Annotated in this window: 14 protein-coding genes and 1 tRNA gene; 9 read left to right on the top strand and 6 right to left on the bottom strand. The window is 62.3% G+C overall.

Annotated features, from left to right (window positions below; all coding sequences use genetic code 11):
* The first annotated feature begins 184 nt into the window (after positions 1–184).
* A complete protein-coding gene (locus LB513_RS15900) occupies positions 185–1,696 on the top strand; it encodes a peptidoglycan DD-metalloendopeptidase family protein (protein ID WP_224664440.1) in 1,512 nt (503 codons plus the stop codon).
* 100 nt (positions 1,697–1,796) lie between these two features.
* Here LB513_RS15900 and LB513_RS15895 read toward each other — a convergent pair whose 3' ends face one another.
* Positions 1,797–2,672: an ATP-binding protein gene (locus LB513_RS15895; protein WP_224664439.1), complete on the bottom strand. Its 876-nt coding sequence runs from the start codon at positions 2,670–2,672 to the stop codon at positions 1,797–1,799.
* Positions 2,673–2,962: 290 nt separating this feature from the next.
* Between LB513_RS15895 and yajC the strand changes: the two genes are divergently transcribed.
* Genes yajC through LB513_RS15875 form a run of 4 tightly spaced genes read left to right on the top strand, consistent with a single transcriptional unit; the run spans position 2,963 to position 7,165 of the window.
* The gene (gene yajC, locus LB513_RS15890; RefSeq protein ID WP_224664438.1) at positions 2,963–3,304 is read left to right on the top strand and encodes a preprotein translocase subunit YajC; all 342 of its coding nucleotides are present in this window, start codon (positions 2,963–2,965) and stop codon (positions 3,302–3,304) included.
* 51 nt (positions 3,305–3,355) lie between these two features.
* Entirely contained in the window at positions 3,356–5,908 is a 2,553-nt protein-coding gene (gene secDF, locus LB513_RS15885; protein ID WP_224664437.1) for a protein translocase subunit SecDF, read from the top strand.
* Positions 5,909–5,936: 28 nt separating this feature from the next.
* Entirely contained in the window at positions 5,937–6,329 is a 393-nt protein-coding gene (locus LB513_RS15880) for an Mth938-like domain-containing protein (protein WP_224664436.1), read from the top strand.
* Positions 6,329–7,165, top strand: a complete 837-nt coding sequence (locus LB513_RS15875) for a phytoene/squalene synthase family protein (protein ID WP_224664435.1) — start codon at positions 6,329–6,331, stop codon at positions 7,163–7,165. Before LB513_RS15880 ends, LB513_RS15875 begins: the two co-directional genes overlap by 1 nt.
* Before the next feature lie 26 nt (positions 7,166–7,191).
* Here LB513_RS15875 and trmFO read toward each other — a convergent pair whose 3' ends face one another.
* The 3 genes from trmFO to LB513_RS15860 form a co-directional block, all read right to left on the bottom strand.
* Positions 7,192–8,604: a methylenetetrahydrofolate--tRNA-(uracil(54)-C(5))-methyltransferase (FADH(2)-oxidizing) TrmFO gene (trmFO, locus tag LB513_RS15870; RefSeq protein ID WP_224664434.1), complete on the bottom strand. Its 1,413-nt coding sequence runs from the start codon at positions 8,602–8,604 to the stop codon at positions 7,192–7,194.
* A 569-nt stretch (positions 8,605–9,173) separates the two neighbouring features.
* The gene (locus LB513_RS15865) at positions 9,174–9,314 is read right to left on the bottom strand and encodes a DUF1127 domain-containing protein (protein ID WP_224664433.1); all 141 of its coding nucleotides are present in this window, start codon (positions 9,312–9,314) and stop codon (positions 9,174–9,176) included.
* 48 nt (positions 9,315–9,362) lie between these two features.
* A complete protein-coding gene (locus LB513_RS15860; protein ID WP_013531315.1) occupies positions 9,363–9,503 on the bottom strand; it encodes a DUF1127 domain-containing protein in 141 nt (46 codons plus the stop codon).
* Positions 9,504–9,738: 235 nt separating this feature from the next.
* On the opposite strand from LB513_RS15860, the gene LB513_RS15855 reads away from it, so the two are divergent.
* Both LB513_RS15855 and LB513_RS15850 read left to right on the top strand, forming a co-directional pair.
* Positions 9,739–10,857, top strand: coding sequence for a DUF2157 domain-containing protein (locus tag LB513_RS15855; protein WP_224664432.1), 1,119 nt, complete (start codon positions 9,739–9,741; stop codon positions 10,855–10,857).
* Positions 10,854–11,438 carry a GDYXXLXY domain-containing protein gene (locus tag LB513_RS15850; protein WP_224664431.1) on the top strand — a complete coding sequence of 195 codons (585 nt, stop codon included), beginning with the start codon at positions 10,854–10,856 and terminating at the stop codon, positions 11,436–11,438. Before LB513_RS15855 ends, LB513_RS15850 begins: the two co-directional genes overlap by 4 nt.
* 20 nt (positions 11,439–11,458) lie before the next feature.
* Here the strand turns inward: LB513_RS15850 and LB513_RS15845 are convergent.
* A tRNA-Leu gene (locus LB513_RS15845) sits at positions 11,459–11,541 on the bottom strand.
* 361 nt (positions 11,542–11,902) lie between these two features.
* Between LB513_RS15845 and tig the strand changes: the two genes are divergently transcribed.
* A complete protein-coding gene (tig, locus tag LB513_RS15840; protein WP_224664430.1) occupies positions 11,903–13,390 on the top strand; it encodes a trigger factor in 1,488 nt (495 codons plus the stop codon).
* Between the two features lie 162 nt (positions 13,391–13,552).
* Positions 13,553–14,077 (top strand): hypothetical protein, encoded by a 525-nt coding sequence (locus tag LB513_RS15835; RefSeq protein WP_224664429.1) that lies wholly within the window; start codon positions 13,553–13,555, stop codon positions 14,075–14,077.
* A gap of 88 nt (positions 14,078–14,165) precedes the next feature.
* Here the strand turns inward: LB513_RS15835 and radC are convergent, their stop codons facing one another.
* Entirely contained in the window at positions 14,166–14,933 is a 768-nt protein-coding gene (gene radC, locus LB513_RS15830) for a RadC family protein (RefSeq protein WP_318011196.1), read from the bottom strand.
* Positions 14,934–14,952: the final 19 nt, after the last annotated feature.

Below are 14,952 nucleotides of genomic sequence, written 5' to 3'. Positions count from 1 at the left end.
ATCACAACAGGCGATCGCCAAATCGGCCTGTCCTGGCATTGTCCAACTGCTTTCGGACATCGCCAACGCAACTCCCCAAACATTTTAAGAAAATTTGCGTCGGATTCCATCGGGTTAACCGACGAGTAACATTAACGCGCTTTAATCATGCCTAGTTTGTACCGGGTATGTGCGGGTCAGTGCGATGCAATTCAGTGTTTTGAAGGCAAACGGACGCAATCTGGCGCGTGGGTGCGCCGTGCTCATGGTCGCGGGGGTTGCGGCAGGATGCAGTTCCCAGGCTTCGCGCTTCAACAGTGTCGATGACGTCTTTACTTCATCGACCAACAATCAGCGCAACATCATCAACAAGCAGGACGCCGCGCAGCCTTATCCGGGCGATGTCGCAGCCGCGCCGCTCGACGGCGCCCACACGCAGTCGGTCAGCCGGTCAAGCCTGGAGCCGGTTTCGTCCCGGCCGCTGCCGCCGCCCGTTGCCCAATCGCAGCCGGCTCCCATGTCGGCTCCGGCCTCACGGCCGGTCCACACCGCTTCGGCCCCTCCGCTCGACAGGGCAAGCACGGGCCCGGTTGCTCCGACCGGGTCGCCCTTCAAGGTCTCGCAACCCGACGCGCCGCGCATGGCTCCTGCCGGCTCTCCGCATGCGACCGAAATCGTCGTCAGGGATGGCGAGACCATCTCCGGCCTTGCCCAGCGCTATCATGTGCCGAGCGACGTCATCATGAAGGTCAACGGGCTTAGCCCCACCAAAGGGTTGAAGACGGGCCAGAAGCTGGTCATCCCGGCCTACGCCTATTCCAGCAAGGCCGAGCCGAAAGTCGCCGAGGCCAAGCCGGGCAAGGACAGCAAGCACGACCTGCCGGCAACCGCGCCGCAGAAGGTCGCGGTGCTGCCGCAGCAGCCGAAGCCCAAGGACGGCAAGTCCGCCTCTCCGGTAGACGCTTCGGCCTCCGCGAACCAACCCAAGGCGTCTAAGCCGCAGGTGGCCGAGGCCAAGGCGACCAGTTCTGCCGGCACCTATACGGTCCAGTCGGGCGATACATTGTCCTCCATCGCCAGAAAGACCGGGGTCGGCCCCGTTGCCCTGAAGCAGGCCAACGGCTTGCAGGATGGCGTGCTCAAGATCGGCCAGACCCTGAAGGTGCCCGCGGCCGGCGCAACAACAACGGTCGCCACCGCCAAACCGGCGAAGGTCGATCCGGTCACCACGGCCACCACACAGCCCGCGGCGAAGGCCACGCCGTCGGAAACACTGGCCTCCTACACGCCGCCGAAGAAGGATAAGGTCATCCAGCAGGCCGAAGACGACGACGCCGTCGCTCCCGATGCTACCGGCATCGGCAAGATGCGCTGGCCGGTGCGCGGCCGGGTGATCTCCGGTTTCGGTGGCGGCAAGGACGGTGTCGACATCGCCGTGCCGACGGGAACGCCGGTCAAGGCGGCGGAGAACGGCGTCGTCATCTATGCCGGCGACGGCCTCAAGGAATTCGGCAACACGGTGCTGGTCCGCCATGAGAACGGCCTGGTCACCGTCTACGGCCACGCCAGTTCGATCGAGGTTCAGCGTGGCCAGAAGGTCAAGCGCGGCCAGGAGATCGCGCTGTCGGGCATGAGCGGCACGACGGACTCGCCTAAGCTCCACTTCGAAGTGCGCAAGAATTCGGCGCCGGTCGATCCTTCGGGCTTTCTCGAATAGAACAAGAAAAGCGATTTGCGGGCCGTCTGTCCTCCAGTCCGGCCCGTCCGCTCAGCCCGCTCCGCAAGGAGCGGGCTTTTTCAATTGCATGTTGTGAAGATCAGTCCTTCAGCGGCTTGCCGAGGCGCCCGGCCAGGTCCTGAGTAAACTGCCAGGCCACGCGGCCGGAACGACTGCCGCGCGTCGTCGCCCATTCAAGCGCCTCGGCACGCAATTGGTCAGGCTCGATGTCGAGGCCGTGGTGGTTGGCATAGCCGCTGACCATATCGAGATATTCGTCCTGCGAGCATTTGTGGAAGCCGAGCCAGAGGCCGAAACGATCGGACAGCGAAACCTTCTCTTCGACCGCTTCCGACGGGTTGATGGCGGTGGAGCGCTCGTTGTCGATCATGTCGCGCGGCAGGAGGTGGCGGCGGTTCGATGTGGCGTAGAAGATGACATTGGCCGGTCGGCCCTCGACACCGCCTTCGAGTGCCGCCTTGAGCGATTTGTAGGACGTGTCGTCGTGGTCGAAGGAGAGGTCGTCGCAAAACAGGATGAAGCGGAACGGAGCGGCCTTCAGCAAAGCCATGAGCTTCGGCAGCGTATCGATGTCCTCGCGGTGGATCTCGATGAGCTTGAGCGGCATGTCGGATCTTGCCTTGGCGTTGATCTCGGCATGCGCGGCCTTGACCAGCGACGATTTGCCCATGCCGCGCGCGCCCCATAACAACACGTTGTTGGCGGCATGCCCGGCGGCGAAGCGTTCGGTGTTGTCCACCAGGATGTCGCGGACGCGGTCGACGCCACGGATCAGACCGATGTCGACGCGGTTTACCTTGCGCACCGGCTCAAGATAGCCGGGATCGGCTTGCCAGACGAAGCAATCGGCGCCGGCAAGGTCCGTTTCAGGGACCGGGGGTCTTGCCAGCCGGCCGACCGCCTCGATCAGGCGGTCGAGCTTGCTGTTCAGGGCGTCCAGGCTGCTGTCGGTCATGTCTGTCTTCTGCTTGCTGATTGGGATTGATGCGGGCTGCGCAAAGGTCGCCGATTCCGCCATGCGCGAAACCCGTTGTAACCTTCTGCGCGAACGTAATCTTTTGCGGAAACAGTCTCGTGCTCTTCGCCATCATGCTCTAACACGGCCCGAGAGGCCGGAAAAGCAGCCGATTTGCCCGGCCGCGCAGTTGCATTGACAAGTTTACCGACTATATTCCGGCCAAATTTCAGGGCCGCCAACGCCAGGATCCGGCGTGGCGGCTGTTTTCCAAATTCAGGAGTTCCTCGATGTTCGTGACACCGGCATACGCGCAAGGCATCGGCGGCACGTCTCCCGACATGCTCATCAGCATTCTGCCGTTTGTCCTGATTTTCGTCATCATGTACTTCCTGATCATCAGGCCGCAGCGCACACAGCTGAAGAAGCGCGGCGAGATGCTGGCGGCGGTGCGTCGTGGCGACACGGTCATCACCGGCGGCGGCTTTGTCGGCAAGGTGACGAAGGTCATCGACGACAACGAGCTCGAGGTCGATCTCGGCAGCGGCCTCAAGGTGACCGCATTGCGCTCGACAATCGCCGACGTGCGCGTCAAGGGCGAGCCGGTGGCCAACCAGAACGCCAAGAAATAACCCAATTTCAGGCGGAGCGATCCGCGGACACGCTCTGACGGACGACGCCATATGCTGTATTTCTCGCGCTTCAAGATGATCCTGATCTGGGTGGCCGTGGCCATCACGGTGATCCTCGCCGCGCCCAATCTCTTTCCCGCGAGTACCCTGGCCCAGCTGCCGAGCTGGGTGCCGAAGCGCCAGATGACGCTCGGCCTCGACCTTCAGGGTGGCTCGCACATCCTCCTCGAGATGAACCAGAACGATCTGATCAAGGATCGGCTCGAGACGACGCGCGACGAGATACGGACGCTGCTGCGCGATGCCAAGATAGGCTATACCGGTCTCGCCGGCACGGGGCGGACGTTGCAGGTCCGCATCACCGATCCCGCCCAGCTCGATGCGGCCAAGAAAGCGCTGAAATCGCTGACCGATCCGGTGGCCGCAGGACTTTTCACCGGCGGTTCCATCCAGGAAATGACGCTCGACGATTCCGAGCCGGGCCTGCTCAAGTTCAATGTGACCGATGCCGGCATCAAGTACCGCACGTCGACCGCGTTGACGCAGTCGATCGAGGTTGTCGAGCGTCGCGTCAACGAGCTCGGCACGACCGAACCGATCGTGCAGCGGCAAGGCGACGACCGGATCCTGGTCCAGGTACCGGGCCTGCAGGACCCGCAAAGGCTGAAGGAAATTCTCGGCCAGACGGCCAAGTTGACCTTCCAGATGGTCGACCAGTCGATGCCGGTGCAGGATGCGATGAAAGGCCGTCCTCCGGCCGGGTCATCGGTCCTCTATTCGCAGGACGACCCGCCGGTCCCGTATCTGATCGAGAACCGCGTCATCGTATCGGGCGAGAACCTCGTCGATGCCCAGGCAACCTATAATTCCCAAAACAATGAGCCGGTGGTCTCGTTCCGCTTCGATTCCAAGGGCGCAGCCCGCTTCGGCCAGGCGACCGCCCAGAATGTCGGCAAGCTGTTCGCCATCGTGCTCGACAACCAGGTGATCTCGGCGCCGCAGATCCGTGAGGCGATCCTGGGTGGGACGGGACAGATATCCGGCAATTTCACCGCACAGAGCGCCAATGACCTGGCTGTGCTGCTGCGTGCCGGTGCGTTGCCGGCGACATTGACCGTCATCGAAGAACGTACCGTCGGCCCGGGCCTCGGCCAGGACTCGATCCATGCCGGCAAGGTGGCGGGCATCATCGGCTCGATCCTCGTCGTCGCCTTCATGTTCATTGCCTACGGCTTCCTGGGCTTCCTCGCCAACATCGCGCTGGCTGTGCATGTGGCGATGATCGTCGGCGTGCTCTCCCTGCTTGGAGCGACGCTGACCTTGCCCGGTATTGCCGGTATCGTCCTGACCATCGGCATGGCGGTCGATTCCAACGTGCTGATCTACGAGCGTATCCGCGAAGAGCGGCGCGCCGGCCGCTCCGTGATCCAGGCGATCGACACCGGCTTCTCCAAGGCGCTGGCGACCATCGTCGATTCCAACGTCACGTCGCTGATCGCCACGGTCGTGCTGTTTTATCTCGGCACCGGACCGGTCAAGGGTTTCGCCATTACCTATGCCATTGGCATCCTGACCACGGTCTTCACCGCCTTCACGTTCACCCGCCTGCTGGTGTCGATCTGGCTTCGGCGCGCACGTCCGAAGGAATTGCCGCGCGCTCCGATCACCTTTGTCCCGCCCGGCACGAAGATCCCGTTCATGGGCATCCGCCGGTGGACCTTCGCGCTGTCGAGCACATTGTCGATCCTGTCCGTCGTGCTGTTCATGACCGTCGGCATCAATTACGGCATCGATTTCAAGGGCGGTTCACTGATCGAGGTGCAGTCCAAGAGTGGTGACGCCAATATTGGCGATATCCGCAACCGCTTGACGGAACTCAATATCGGCGAAGTGCAGGTGCAGCAGTTCGGCGCGCCGAACGACGTGCTGATCCGGGTCGGCACGCAGGATGCCGGTGAAAATGCCGAGCAGACCGTGATCGACAAGGTTCGCGGCGAGTTGCAGGACCAGTATGATTTCCGCCGCGTCGAGGTGGTCGGGCCGACGGTTTCGGGCGAATTGGCCAAGCAGGGCACGCTCGCGATGATCGTCGCGCTGATTGGCATCCTTGTCTATGTCTGGTTCCGCTTCGAGTGGCAGTTCGCAGTGGGCGCCATTATCGCTACGGTGCACGATGTTGTCATGACGCTCGGCTTCTTCGTCATAACCGGGCTCGAATTCAACCAATCATCGCTGGCGGCGATCCTGACCATCATCGGCTACTCGCTCAACGACACGATCGTGGTCTACGACCGCGTTCGAGAGGACCTCCGCAAATACAAGCGCATGCCGCTGCCGCAGCTCCTCAACAATGCCATCAACGAGACGCTGTCGAGAACAACGCTGACCTCGGTGACGACCAGCCTGGCGCTGTTGGCGCTGGTGTTGTTCGGCGGCGAGGTAATCCGTTCTTTCACGCTGGCGATGCTGTTCGGCGTCATCTTCGGCACTTATTCGTCGATCTTCATCGCCGCGCCATTGCTGATCCTTTTCAAGCTGAGGCCGCAGGCTTCGACAGCCGACGAGGAAAAGCCGATCAGCGGCGGCAAGGCGGTCGCAACCTGAAGGGCCGCCCCGAAGGGATGACAGGACGGTGAGCGGCAAAGGCATCCTTATCCGCGAGGCGCATTTCCCCGGTCGTGCGCCTATCGAGGCCTATGGCAATGGCGGCTTCCGCTTCGCCGACATGTCGCACCGCGGCTCGCTGCTTTGTCTGCCGTCCGGCATCCATGGCTGGGAGCCCAAGGATGCTCTGGCGCTCAACGTGCCGGATTTCGACCGGGTGCTGGCGGAGGCCGACAAGATCGAGATCCTGCTGGTCGGCATGGGGAGAGATCTCCGACCCTTGCCCGCGGCATTGCGCGCGGCGCTAAAGGCGGCCGGCATCGGGGCAGACCCGATGTCGACCGGAGCGGCGGTGCGAACCTACAATGTCCTGCTGGCCGAAGACCGCGCCGTGGCCGCCGCGCTCATCGCCGTGGACTGATGTCCGCGAACGCCGGAATCGTCATGGAGGCGGTGCGAAGCGCCGACCATGATCGTTACCTCACGGCGCTCTACGCGTCGGCCGACAAGCGCGATGGATTGTTGTCGCTCTATGCCTTCAATGCCGAGATCGCCGGTATTCGCGATCGCATACGCGAGACCTTGCCGGGCGAGGTGCGGTTGCAATGGTGGCGCGATGTCATCGCGGCCGGCGGGGAGGCGGGTGCCGGCCATCCCACGGCCGAGGCCTTGAACGCCACCATCGCCGCGTACGGTCTGCCAAAGGCGGCCTTCGACAACATGCTCGAAGCGCGCATCTTCGACCTGTACGATGATCCGATGCCGTCACGCACCGATCTCGAAGGCTATTGCGGCGAGACCGCGGCGGCCCTGATCCAGCTGGCGGCGATGGTGCTCGACCCCATCGCGGCGCCTCGCTTTGCCGAACTGGCGGGCAGGGCAGGCTGTGCGCAAGCCATGACCGGCCTCCTGCTCTTGTTGCCGCTGCATCGCAAGCGCGGGCAGTGCTTCGTCCCGGCCGATCTCCTGGCAGCGGCGGGATCATCGCCGGAAGAGTTTGTTCAGGGCGATGGCGGGCCCGGTGCGCAGCGCGCCGTGGAGGCAATGATTGCGCTGGCGCGCGAACATCTGTCGGCTTTCGAGCGAGACGCTGCCGGGCTGCCGGTGTCTTTGCGCCCGGCGTTCCTATCGGTGGCGCTGTCGCGTGCCTATCTGACGAAACTGGAACGCCATTCTCCGCTGCACAGCGTGGCGCGACTGTCGGTGCTGCACCGGCACTGGCTGCTTCTGCATCGCGCGACCAAGGGCTGGGCGTAAGCGACAGACTGGTTGCGGCGCCGTCGCTATTCCGCGGCTTCGGCGGTTCGCGCCGGCAGCCCAAGCCATTGCCGGCAGTCACAGAGGGCCCGCGATGTGATTGCATGGCGCTTGGCGACGGTCTTGTCCTTGCCGCGCATGCGCTTGCCCTCGGTTTTCGGCGCCTCGACCGGGAGGAACAGGCCGAAATTGACGTTCATCGGCTGGAAGGAGCGCTTCCCCGGTTCGTCATCGGAAACGATATGGCCACCGGTGATATGGTTGAGCAGCGCACCGAAGGCCGTGGTGAGCGGCGGCAGCGATGGTGCATGGCCGAGCCTCTCGGCGGCCGCGAAGCGTCCGGCCAACAGGCCGATCGCGGCGCTCTCGACATAGCCCTCGCAGCCGGTGATCTGGCCGGCGAAGCGCAGGCCGGGGCGCGACTTCAGCTGCAGAGAGGCGTCGAGCAGAGTCGGCGAGTTGATGTAGGTATTGCGGTGCAGGCCGCCCAGACGGGCAAAATCGGCGTTTTGCAGGCCCGGAATAGTGCGGAATACGCGCACCTGTTCGGCATGCTTCAGCTTGGTCTGGAATCCGACCATGTTGTAGAGCGTGCCCAGCGCATTGTCCTGGCGCAACTGCACGACAGCATAGGCCTTCACCGTCGGATTGTGCGCATTGGTCAGTCCCATTGGCTTCATCGGGCCATAGCGGAGCGTCTCGACGCCGCGCTCGGCCATGATCTCGATCGGCAGGCAGCCATCGAAATAGGGCGTGCCTTCCCATTGCTTGAATTCGGTCTTCTGGCCATCGACAAGCGCCTGCACAAAGGCAAGGTACTGCTCCTTGTCCATCGGACAGTTGATGTAATCCTTGCCGGTGCCGCCCGGCCCGACCTTGTCGTAACGCGACTGGAACCAGCAAATATCCATGTCGATCGTGTCGAAGTGGACGATCGGCGCGATGGCGTCGAAGAAGGCCAGCGCATCGGCGCCCGTTGCGTCAGCGATAGACTGGGCAAGCGAAGGCGCGGTCAGCGGCCCGGTGGCGACGATCGCCTGATCCCAGTCCGCCGGTGGCAGGCCGGGCACTTCCTCGCGCTGGATGGTGATCAGGGGGTGCGCTTCGAGGGCCCTTGTCACCCTGTCGGAAAAGCCGTCCCGGTCCACGGCAAGCGCGCCGCCGGCCGGCACCTGGCTGGCGTCGCCGGCGCTCATGATCAGCGAGCCGGCCAGCCGCATCTCGGCGTGCAGAAGGCCAACGGCATTGTTTTGCGCATCGTCCGAGCGAAAGGAATTGGAACAGACCAGCTCGGCCAGCCCATCAGTCTTGTGCGCATCGGTGCCGCGAACCGGGCGCATTTCGTGCAGAATGACCGGTACGCCGGCCTGTGCTGCTTGCCACGCAGCTTCCGACCCGGCCAAACCGCCGCCGATGATGTGGATTGGAGTTTTGTTCATCTGCGCCGGAATAATCGCTCATCGAGGCGATTGCAATTGTCTAGGGGCGATGTCGGGAACCGCCTGGCCGAAGAGGCGCGGCTCGAAAAAACAACACCCGCCGGGGGAGGAGGTCCGGCGGGTGTCGTTTTTGGGGCCAACCCTCGGGAGGAGGTGAAGGTCGGCCATATTCGTCATCGCCGGGGAGGAGGTCGGCTTTGACGAAATCTCGTTTCCTCGCAAGACGAACTGCGTTCGCTTCGGGAAAGACGAACTGCGTTCGCTTCGGGAACTTCGTTCGCTTTGGAAACAGCGCCCGCCGCGGGAGGAGGTGCGGCGGGCGCCGTTTTTGTGGCCAACCTTCGGGAGGAGGTGAAGGTCGGGCCTATTCGTCATTGCCGGGGAGGAGGTCGGCTTTGACGAAATCTCGTTCGCGTTTTGGCAAGGGGCGAAACCCTTTTGGAAACAGCGCCCGCCGCGGGAGGAGGTGCGGCGGGCGCCGTTTTGGTGGTCAACCCTCGGGAGGAGGGTAAGGGCTGACCGTCTTCACTGGGCTCGGGGAGGAGGTCGATCCCAGTGAAATTCCGTCGTCAGAGTGCGCGGCGTGCAACGATCTTGATTTCGTCGCGGATGATGCCGAGATCGTGCAGCTGGCGGTTTGAAAGGCGACCCAGCTCGGTAACCGTCTCGCGATAGACGCGCCAGTTACGATAGTTGCGGATCAGGTTCATTGTCGTGCTCTTTTCTAAACTTGCTCGGACCATTCGCGGTCTGAAGAATTAGACCGCCTTGCGGGCGACGTAGGGAATGTCGCTGCGGCTGATGCCGAGGTCGGTCAGTTCACGGTTGCTCAGGCGGCTCAGCTCGGACACGGTGTCACGATAGCGGCGCCAGTTGCGGTAGTTGCGGATCAGGTTCATTGTAGTTCTCGTTTCGTCTTTCTTGCGGATCATTCCGTTTGTGTACGAACGTTAAATAGGCGGGCCTACATCGATTTAAAAGCGCTATGGCTGCATGGCAGCAATGCAAATTGTGCAATGCAACATTAACGAGGCTTCACGGCAGTGACATAAACAAGCCAGAATCAGAATATGCCGTAACGTCAAGGGGTTGGCGGCCGCCGCCGAAAATTGGCGATCATAGGGGAGAGGCGGAATGGGGGGCTATTCATCGCGTGTCGGCGCGGATATCGCGCGTTGGCGGCAAGCCGGTTTCATCGATGCGACGACGGCCAATATACTGGCGAAGGACGTTGCCGCCAACGAGCGGAAATCGTTGAGCTTCGGCTCGATCCTGGCCATGCTGGCTGCCCTGCTGTTCGGCGCCGCCATCCTGATTTTCGTTGCCGCCAACTGGGAGGCGGTTCCGCGGCTGGTGCGCGTGGCATCCCTCTTCGCCGTCATCCTTGGCGGCTATGTCGGTGGCGCCGTGTTGAAGACACGCGGTCACGCGGCCATCGGCGAGGCACTGTGGATCGTGGCCGCGGCCTCGTTCGGCGGCTCGATCGCTCTGATCGGCCAGATGTACCATTTGTCCGGAGACCAAGCGTCGGCCCTGGTCACCTGGGGCACCGGCACGGCGATAGCGGCCGTCGCTTTGCGTTCCAACCCATTGACGGTCGCTGCGGTCGGCATCGCGGATGGCTGGCTTTTCTTGAAAGGGTTCGATTATTTCAGCCGCACCGCGTTTCCGCACGCCTTCGTGGTCATGGCGGTGGTGTTGTTCGCCGCCTCGTTCTGGACCCGCAGCCAGCCGGCGCGCCATCTGATCATCCTGTCACTGCTCTTCTATCTGATGCTGGTGGCCATGCATGATGCGACGCTGCCGGTGGCGATCCCCCTGGTCATCGTCTCTATCGGGCTTTTCGCGGCCGGCGTCTTTGCGCCAGAACCTGTCGACAGGATTGTGCAGCTTGACGGGCGCCTGCCTCTGCATGCGCTGCTCGGCTTTCTGACCGGCCTGGCGATGATCCAGTTCGAACTGGCCGATGAGAGCACCTCCAATGGCGCCTTCGCCCTCGCCTCGGTGATCGCCCTTGCCGGCATCGTCGCTTCGATCGTGCTGGCCGGAAGGGAGAGCAGGGGTCTGCGTTGGCTTGCCTATCTCGGGTTCGCCTTCGAACTTGCCATCATCTATGTCGTGACCCTGCAATCGATGCTCGACACGGCCGGCTTCTTCCTTGCGGCCGCTGTACTTCTCGGCGTCCTTGCGATTGTCATCATCCGCGTCGAGAAGCGCTTGAACGCCCCAGTCAATTCAGGAGCGACGGCATGATGACCGGGAAGAAGCTTGTCATTTCGGCGCTGGTGCTGGCGCTCGTGCAAATCGGCTTCCTGAGCTGGATCATTGCGGGGCGGGCGGCGATACTGCGTAGTGGCAGGGAGGTGCTGCTGAAGATCGAACCCGTCGATCCCCGCGACTTCCTGCGCGGTGATTATATAATACTTGGCTATGAGATTTCCCGCATACCGGTCAAGATGATCGCCAATGTTCCGGCGGACAAGCTCGCCAGTGACGATACGTCGATCGTGGTCCGGCTGAAGAAGGGCGCTGACGGTTACTGGGCGCCGGCTACGGCGTGGTTCGGCGAGGCTCCGACGGCGGCCGGAGCGGAGGAGGCCGACATTTCAGGCCATGTTACGCAGGGCTGGGACTTGCGCGGAGAAGACGCGACGATTGCGCCCGATTACGGGATCGAGCGCTTCTACGTGCCCGAAGGCGAAGGCCTGGCGATCCAGAACGATATTCGCGTGCGCCCGTTCGGTATCCGCCTGGCGCTTGCCAGCGATGGTACGGCGCAGATCAAGGCGCTCGTCGACGGCGACAAGACCCTGTTCGAGGAGCCGCTTTATTAGTGCCGATGGATGTCGATCGATGGTGCGGGTAGAGGGACTCGAACCCCCACGATCTCTCGCCAGAACCTAAATCTGGTGCGTCTACCAGTTCCGCCATACCCGCGTGGTCCGGCAATCCCATGTAGCCATCATTCTGTCAATGTCGAAGACAAGATGTTGAGCCGCGTCAAAATAACGGCAAACCGCCCGAACGCGAAGATGGTTGAAAATCAGCCTCGCCTGTGACAAAAGGCGTGTCGAATGTGACGGGACGCGACGATCCGCTTCTGCAGAATGTGATAAGAAGTAGGAAGAACAAGAACTTATTCACATTTTGGGACGCAGTTTGGGAGAGTTTGGGCCGTAATTTTCGGTCAAATCGCCAGGTTCCGTACCAAAGCCATTCCCGGCAGAACTATACCGGCAGGCTGTGAACGGCAAAAGAGCCGTTTGGCAGCCTCATTGGTGAAAACAAAGGTTTTACGATGCAGGTCACCGAAACACTCAACTCCGGTCTCAAGCGCGAGATCAAGATCACCGTGCCGGCCGGTGACATGGAAGCCAAGCTGATGGCGCGTCTTTCTGACGCCAGGAACAAGGTTCGCATCAACGGCTTCCGCCCCGGCAAGGTGCCGGTGCAGCACCTGCGCAAGGTTTATGGCAAGTCGTTCATGGCCGAAGTGGTCAACGAAATCCTCAACGATTCGACCCGCTCGATCATCACCGGCCGCGGCGAGAAGGCCGCCATGCAGCCCGAAGTCATCATGACCGAGGACGAGAAGGAAGCCGAGAAGATCCTCGCTGGTGGCGCCGATTTCGAGTTTCGCCTCAACTACGAAATCATTCCGGCAATCGAGATCAAGGATTTCTCCGACATTAAGGTGACGCGTCAGGTCTTCGACGTGCCTGACAGCGAGATCGACGAGCAGGTGCAGCGCGTCGCCGAGTCGGCCCGGAGCTACGAGCCAAAGACGGGCGAGGCGGCAATCGGGGACCGCGTCACCATCGACTATGTCGGCAAGATCGACGGCGAGGCCTTCAATGGCGGGGCCGGCACAGATCAGCCGCTGGTGCTGGGTTCCAAGGAATTCATCCCCGGCTTCGAGGACCAGCTGGTCGGCACCAAGGCCGGTGATGAAAAGCAGGTCACCGTGACCTTCCCGGAAAATTATCAGGCGGCCAATCTGGCCGGCAAGGAAGCCACCTTCGACGTCACCGTCAAGGAAGTCTCCAAGCCCGGCGAGCTCGAGATCAACGACGAGACCGCCAAGAACCTCGGCCTTGAATCGCTTGAGCGCCTGCGCGATGTCGTGCGCGGCCAGATCGAGAACCAGTTCGGCGCGATGACGCGTCAGAAGGTCAAGCGTCAGCTTCTCGACCAGCTGGACGCGGCCTATTCGTTCGAGGCGCCGTCGAAACTCATCGACGCCGAGTTCAACAACATCTGGGCTCAGGTCAACCGCGACCTGGAAGCAGCCGGCCGCACCTTCGTCGACGAAGAGACGACGGAAGAGGAAGCACGGGCCGAATATCTGCGGCTCGCCGAGCGCCGCGTGCGCCTTGGTCTGGTTCTGGCGGAAATCGGCGAAAAGGCCGGCGTCACCGTCTCGGACGAGGAATTGCAGCGCGGCCTGTTCGAGCAGGTTCGCCGCTTCCCTGCCAACCAGCAGCAGGAGGCTTTCGAATTCTACCGCGGCAACCCCGAGGCGCTGAACGCCCTGCGGGCCCCGATGTTCGAAGAGAAGGTCGTCGACCACCTACTCGGTCAGATCTCGGTCACCGATGTCAAGGTCAGCAAGGAAGAGCTGATGGCAGACGACGAGGAAGCCGAAACCCCAGCCAAGTCCAAGCCTGCAAAGAAGACCGCCAAGAAGGACGAGGCTTCTGCAAGCGATGCAGCTCCGGCCGACGAAGCGCAGGAGCCAAAGAAGAAGGCCGCGCCAAAGAAAAAGGCGACCAAGGAAGCCGAGTAATTACCGATGCTCCTTTGAGACAGGAAAGGCCGCCCTTTGAGGCGGCCTTTTTGTTGCGGATATGCAACAGGCCCGTATGCATCGCTAACGCTGGCTGTGAATATGACGCATTGATCATTATCTGCGCTCTATCGTGGGCGGCATCGGTCGTTGGAGAGCGTGTTGAGGCTATTCGTCGAAATCGGGCACGTCACTGCCATCTTGCTGGTCCTTGTCCTGGCATGTGGCAGCGCCCATGCCGATGCGATCTCCGACAGCTGGCGCTTTGGTACCGGCGAAGATGGCATGGTCACAGCGTCGCTTCACGCGACCAACAAGCTGATTACCGGCGGCGGTGCGCTGAGCTATAGCCCGGTGCTTACCATTGCCTGCCGGGCCACAGGCGACCGGCGTTGGACTGAATGGTTGCAATTGAACGACGCCGTCTCCTCAAGCCGCAAGATCACCATGTCGGTCGCCATCGACGGTGGTAGCAAGTTCGATGAGAACTGGTCGGTCGCTCCGCGCGGGCGGATGCTGGTCCGCGACGGCGCCGATGGAATCAAACGCCTTGCTTCCGCGAGCCGGCTCTTGCTTTCATGGCGGTTCGGCTTGCTGTCGGGACGCGGCGAGGCCGATTTCAACCTCGCCGGCGTCGAAGACGCCGTCGAGCGCATCGCGGACAGCTGCAACACCGCTTCGCCATAGGCCTGAACCGGCCGCACTCCGGGTCAGACCGCCCGATTCGCGGCTTTGCCGCTGTCCCGGGCCGCCGCATGGACGCAACACCTATCCGTCAGATCAGCAACAGGCCCTTCATGCTGGCATAGCCCTTTCGCCCGATGATAAGGTGGTCATGGACGGAGACGCCAAGCCGCTTGGCCGCGTCAATGATTTCCTTGGTCATCTCGATGTCGGCGCGCGATGGGGTCGGATCGCCCGATGGATGGTTGTGGACCAGGATAATCGCGGTGGCGGAGAGTTCGAGCGCGCGCTTGACCACTTCGCGCGGATAGACAGGCGTGTGGTCGACGGTGCCGACCTGTTGAACTTCGTCGGCGATCAGCGCGTTCTTCTTATCGAGGAACAGGATGCGGAATTGTTCACGGTCCTCGAAAGCCATGGCCGACCGGCAATAGTCGAGAAGCTGCGTCCATGATGACAGGATCTCCCGGCCGTGAACTTCACCGCGGGCCATGCGCTGCGCCGTCGCAGCGACAACCTTCAGGTCGAGCGCCACCGCGGGGCCGATTCCTTTGACCTCTTGCAGCAGGCCAAGTGGCGCTCCCAGCACTTCTGCCAGCGTGCCGAAGCGGGTCAGCAGCGCCTTGGCGACCGGCTTGGTGTCGGCGCGTGGGATCAGGCGAAACAGCAAAAGCTCGAGCAGTTCGTAGTCGGGCAGGGCATCCGCACCCGCCGAGGCGAAGCGCTCGCGCAGACGGTCGCGATGGCCGAGGTAATGCGGCTTTTCCTCGGCTGCCTTGGCCTTCATCGGCCTGGCCGGCATTTCCGCGAAGAAACTCCGCTCGTCGTCGCCGTTTCCCATCCCCCAGCGCCCCCGCATTTGGTCGCCGGATGAACCG

Origin of the sequence: Mesorhizobium sp. ES1-1 (genome assembly GCF_020164785.1) — a bacterium.
In the GTDB taxonomy this organism is placed as follows: Bacteria; Pseudomonadota; Alphaproteobacteria; order Rhizobiales; family Rhizobiaceae; genus Mesorhizobium.
This window is presented reverse-complemented; position numbering and strand designations above follow the sequence as displayed.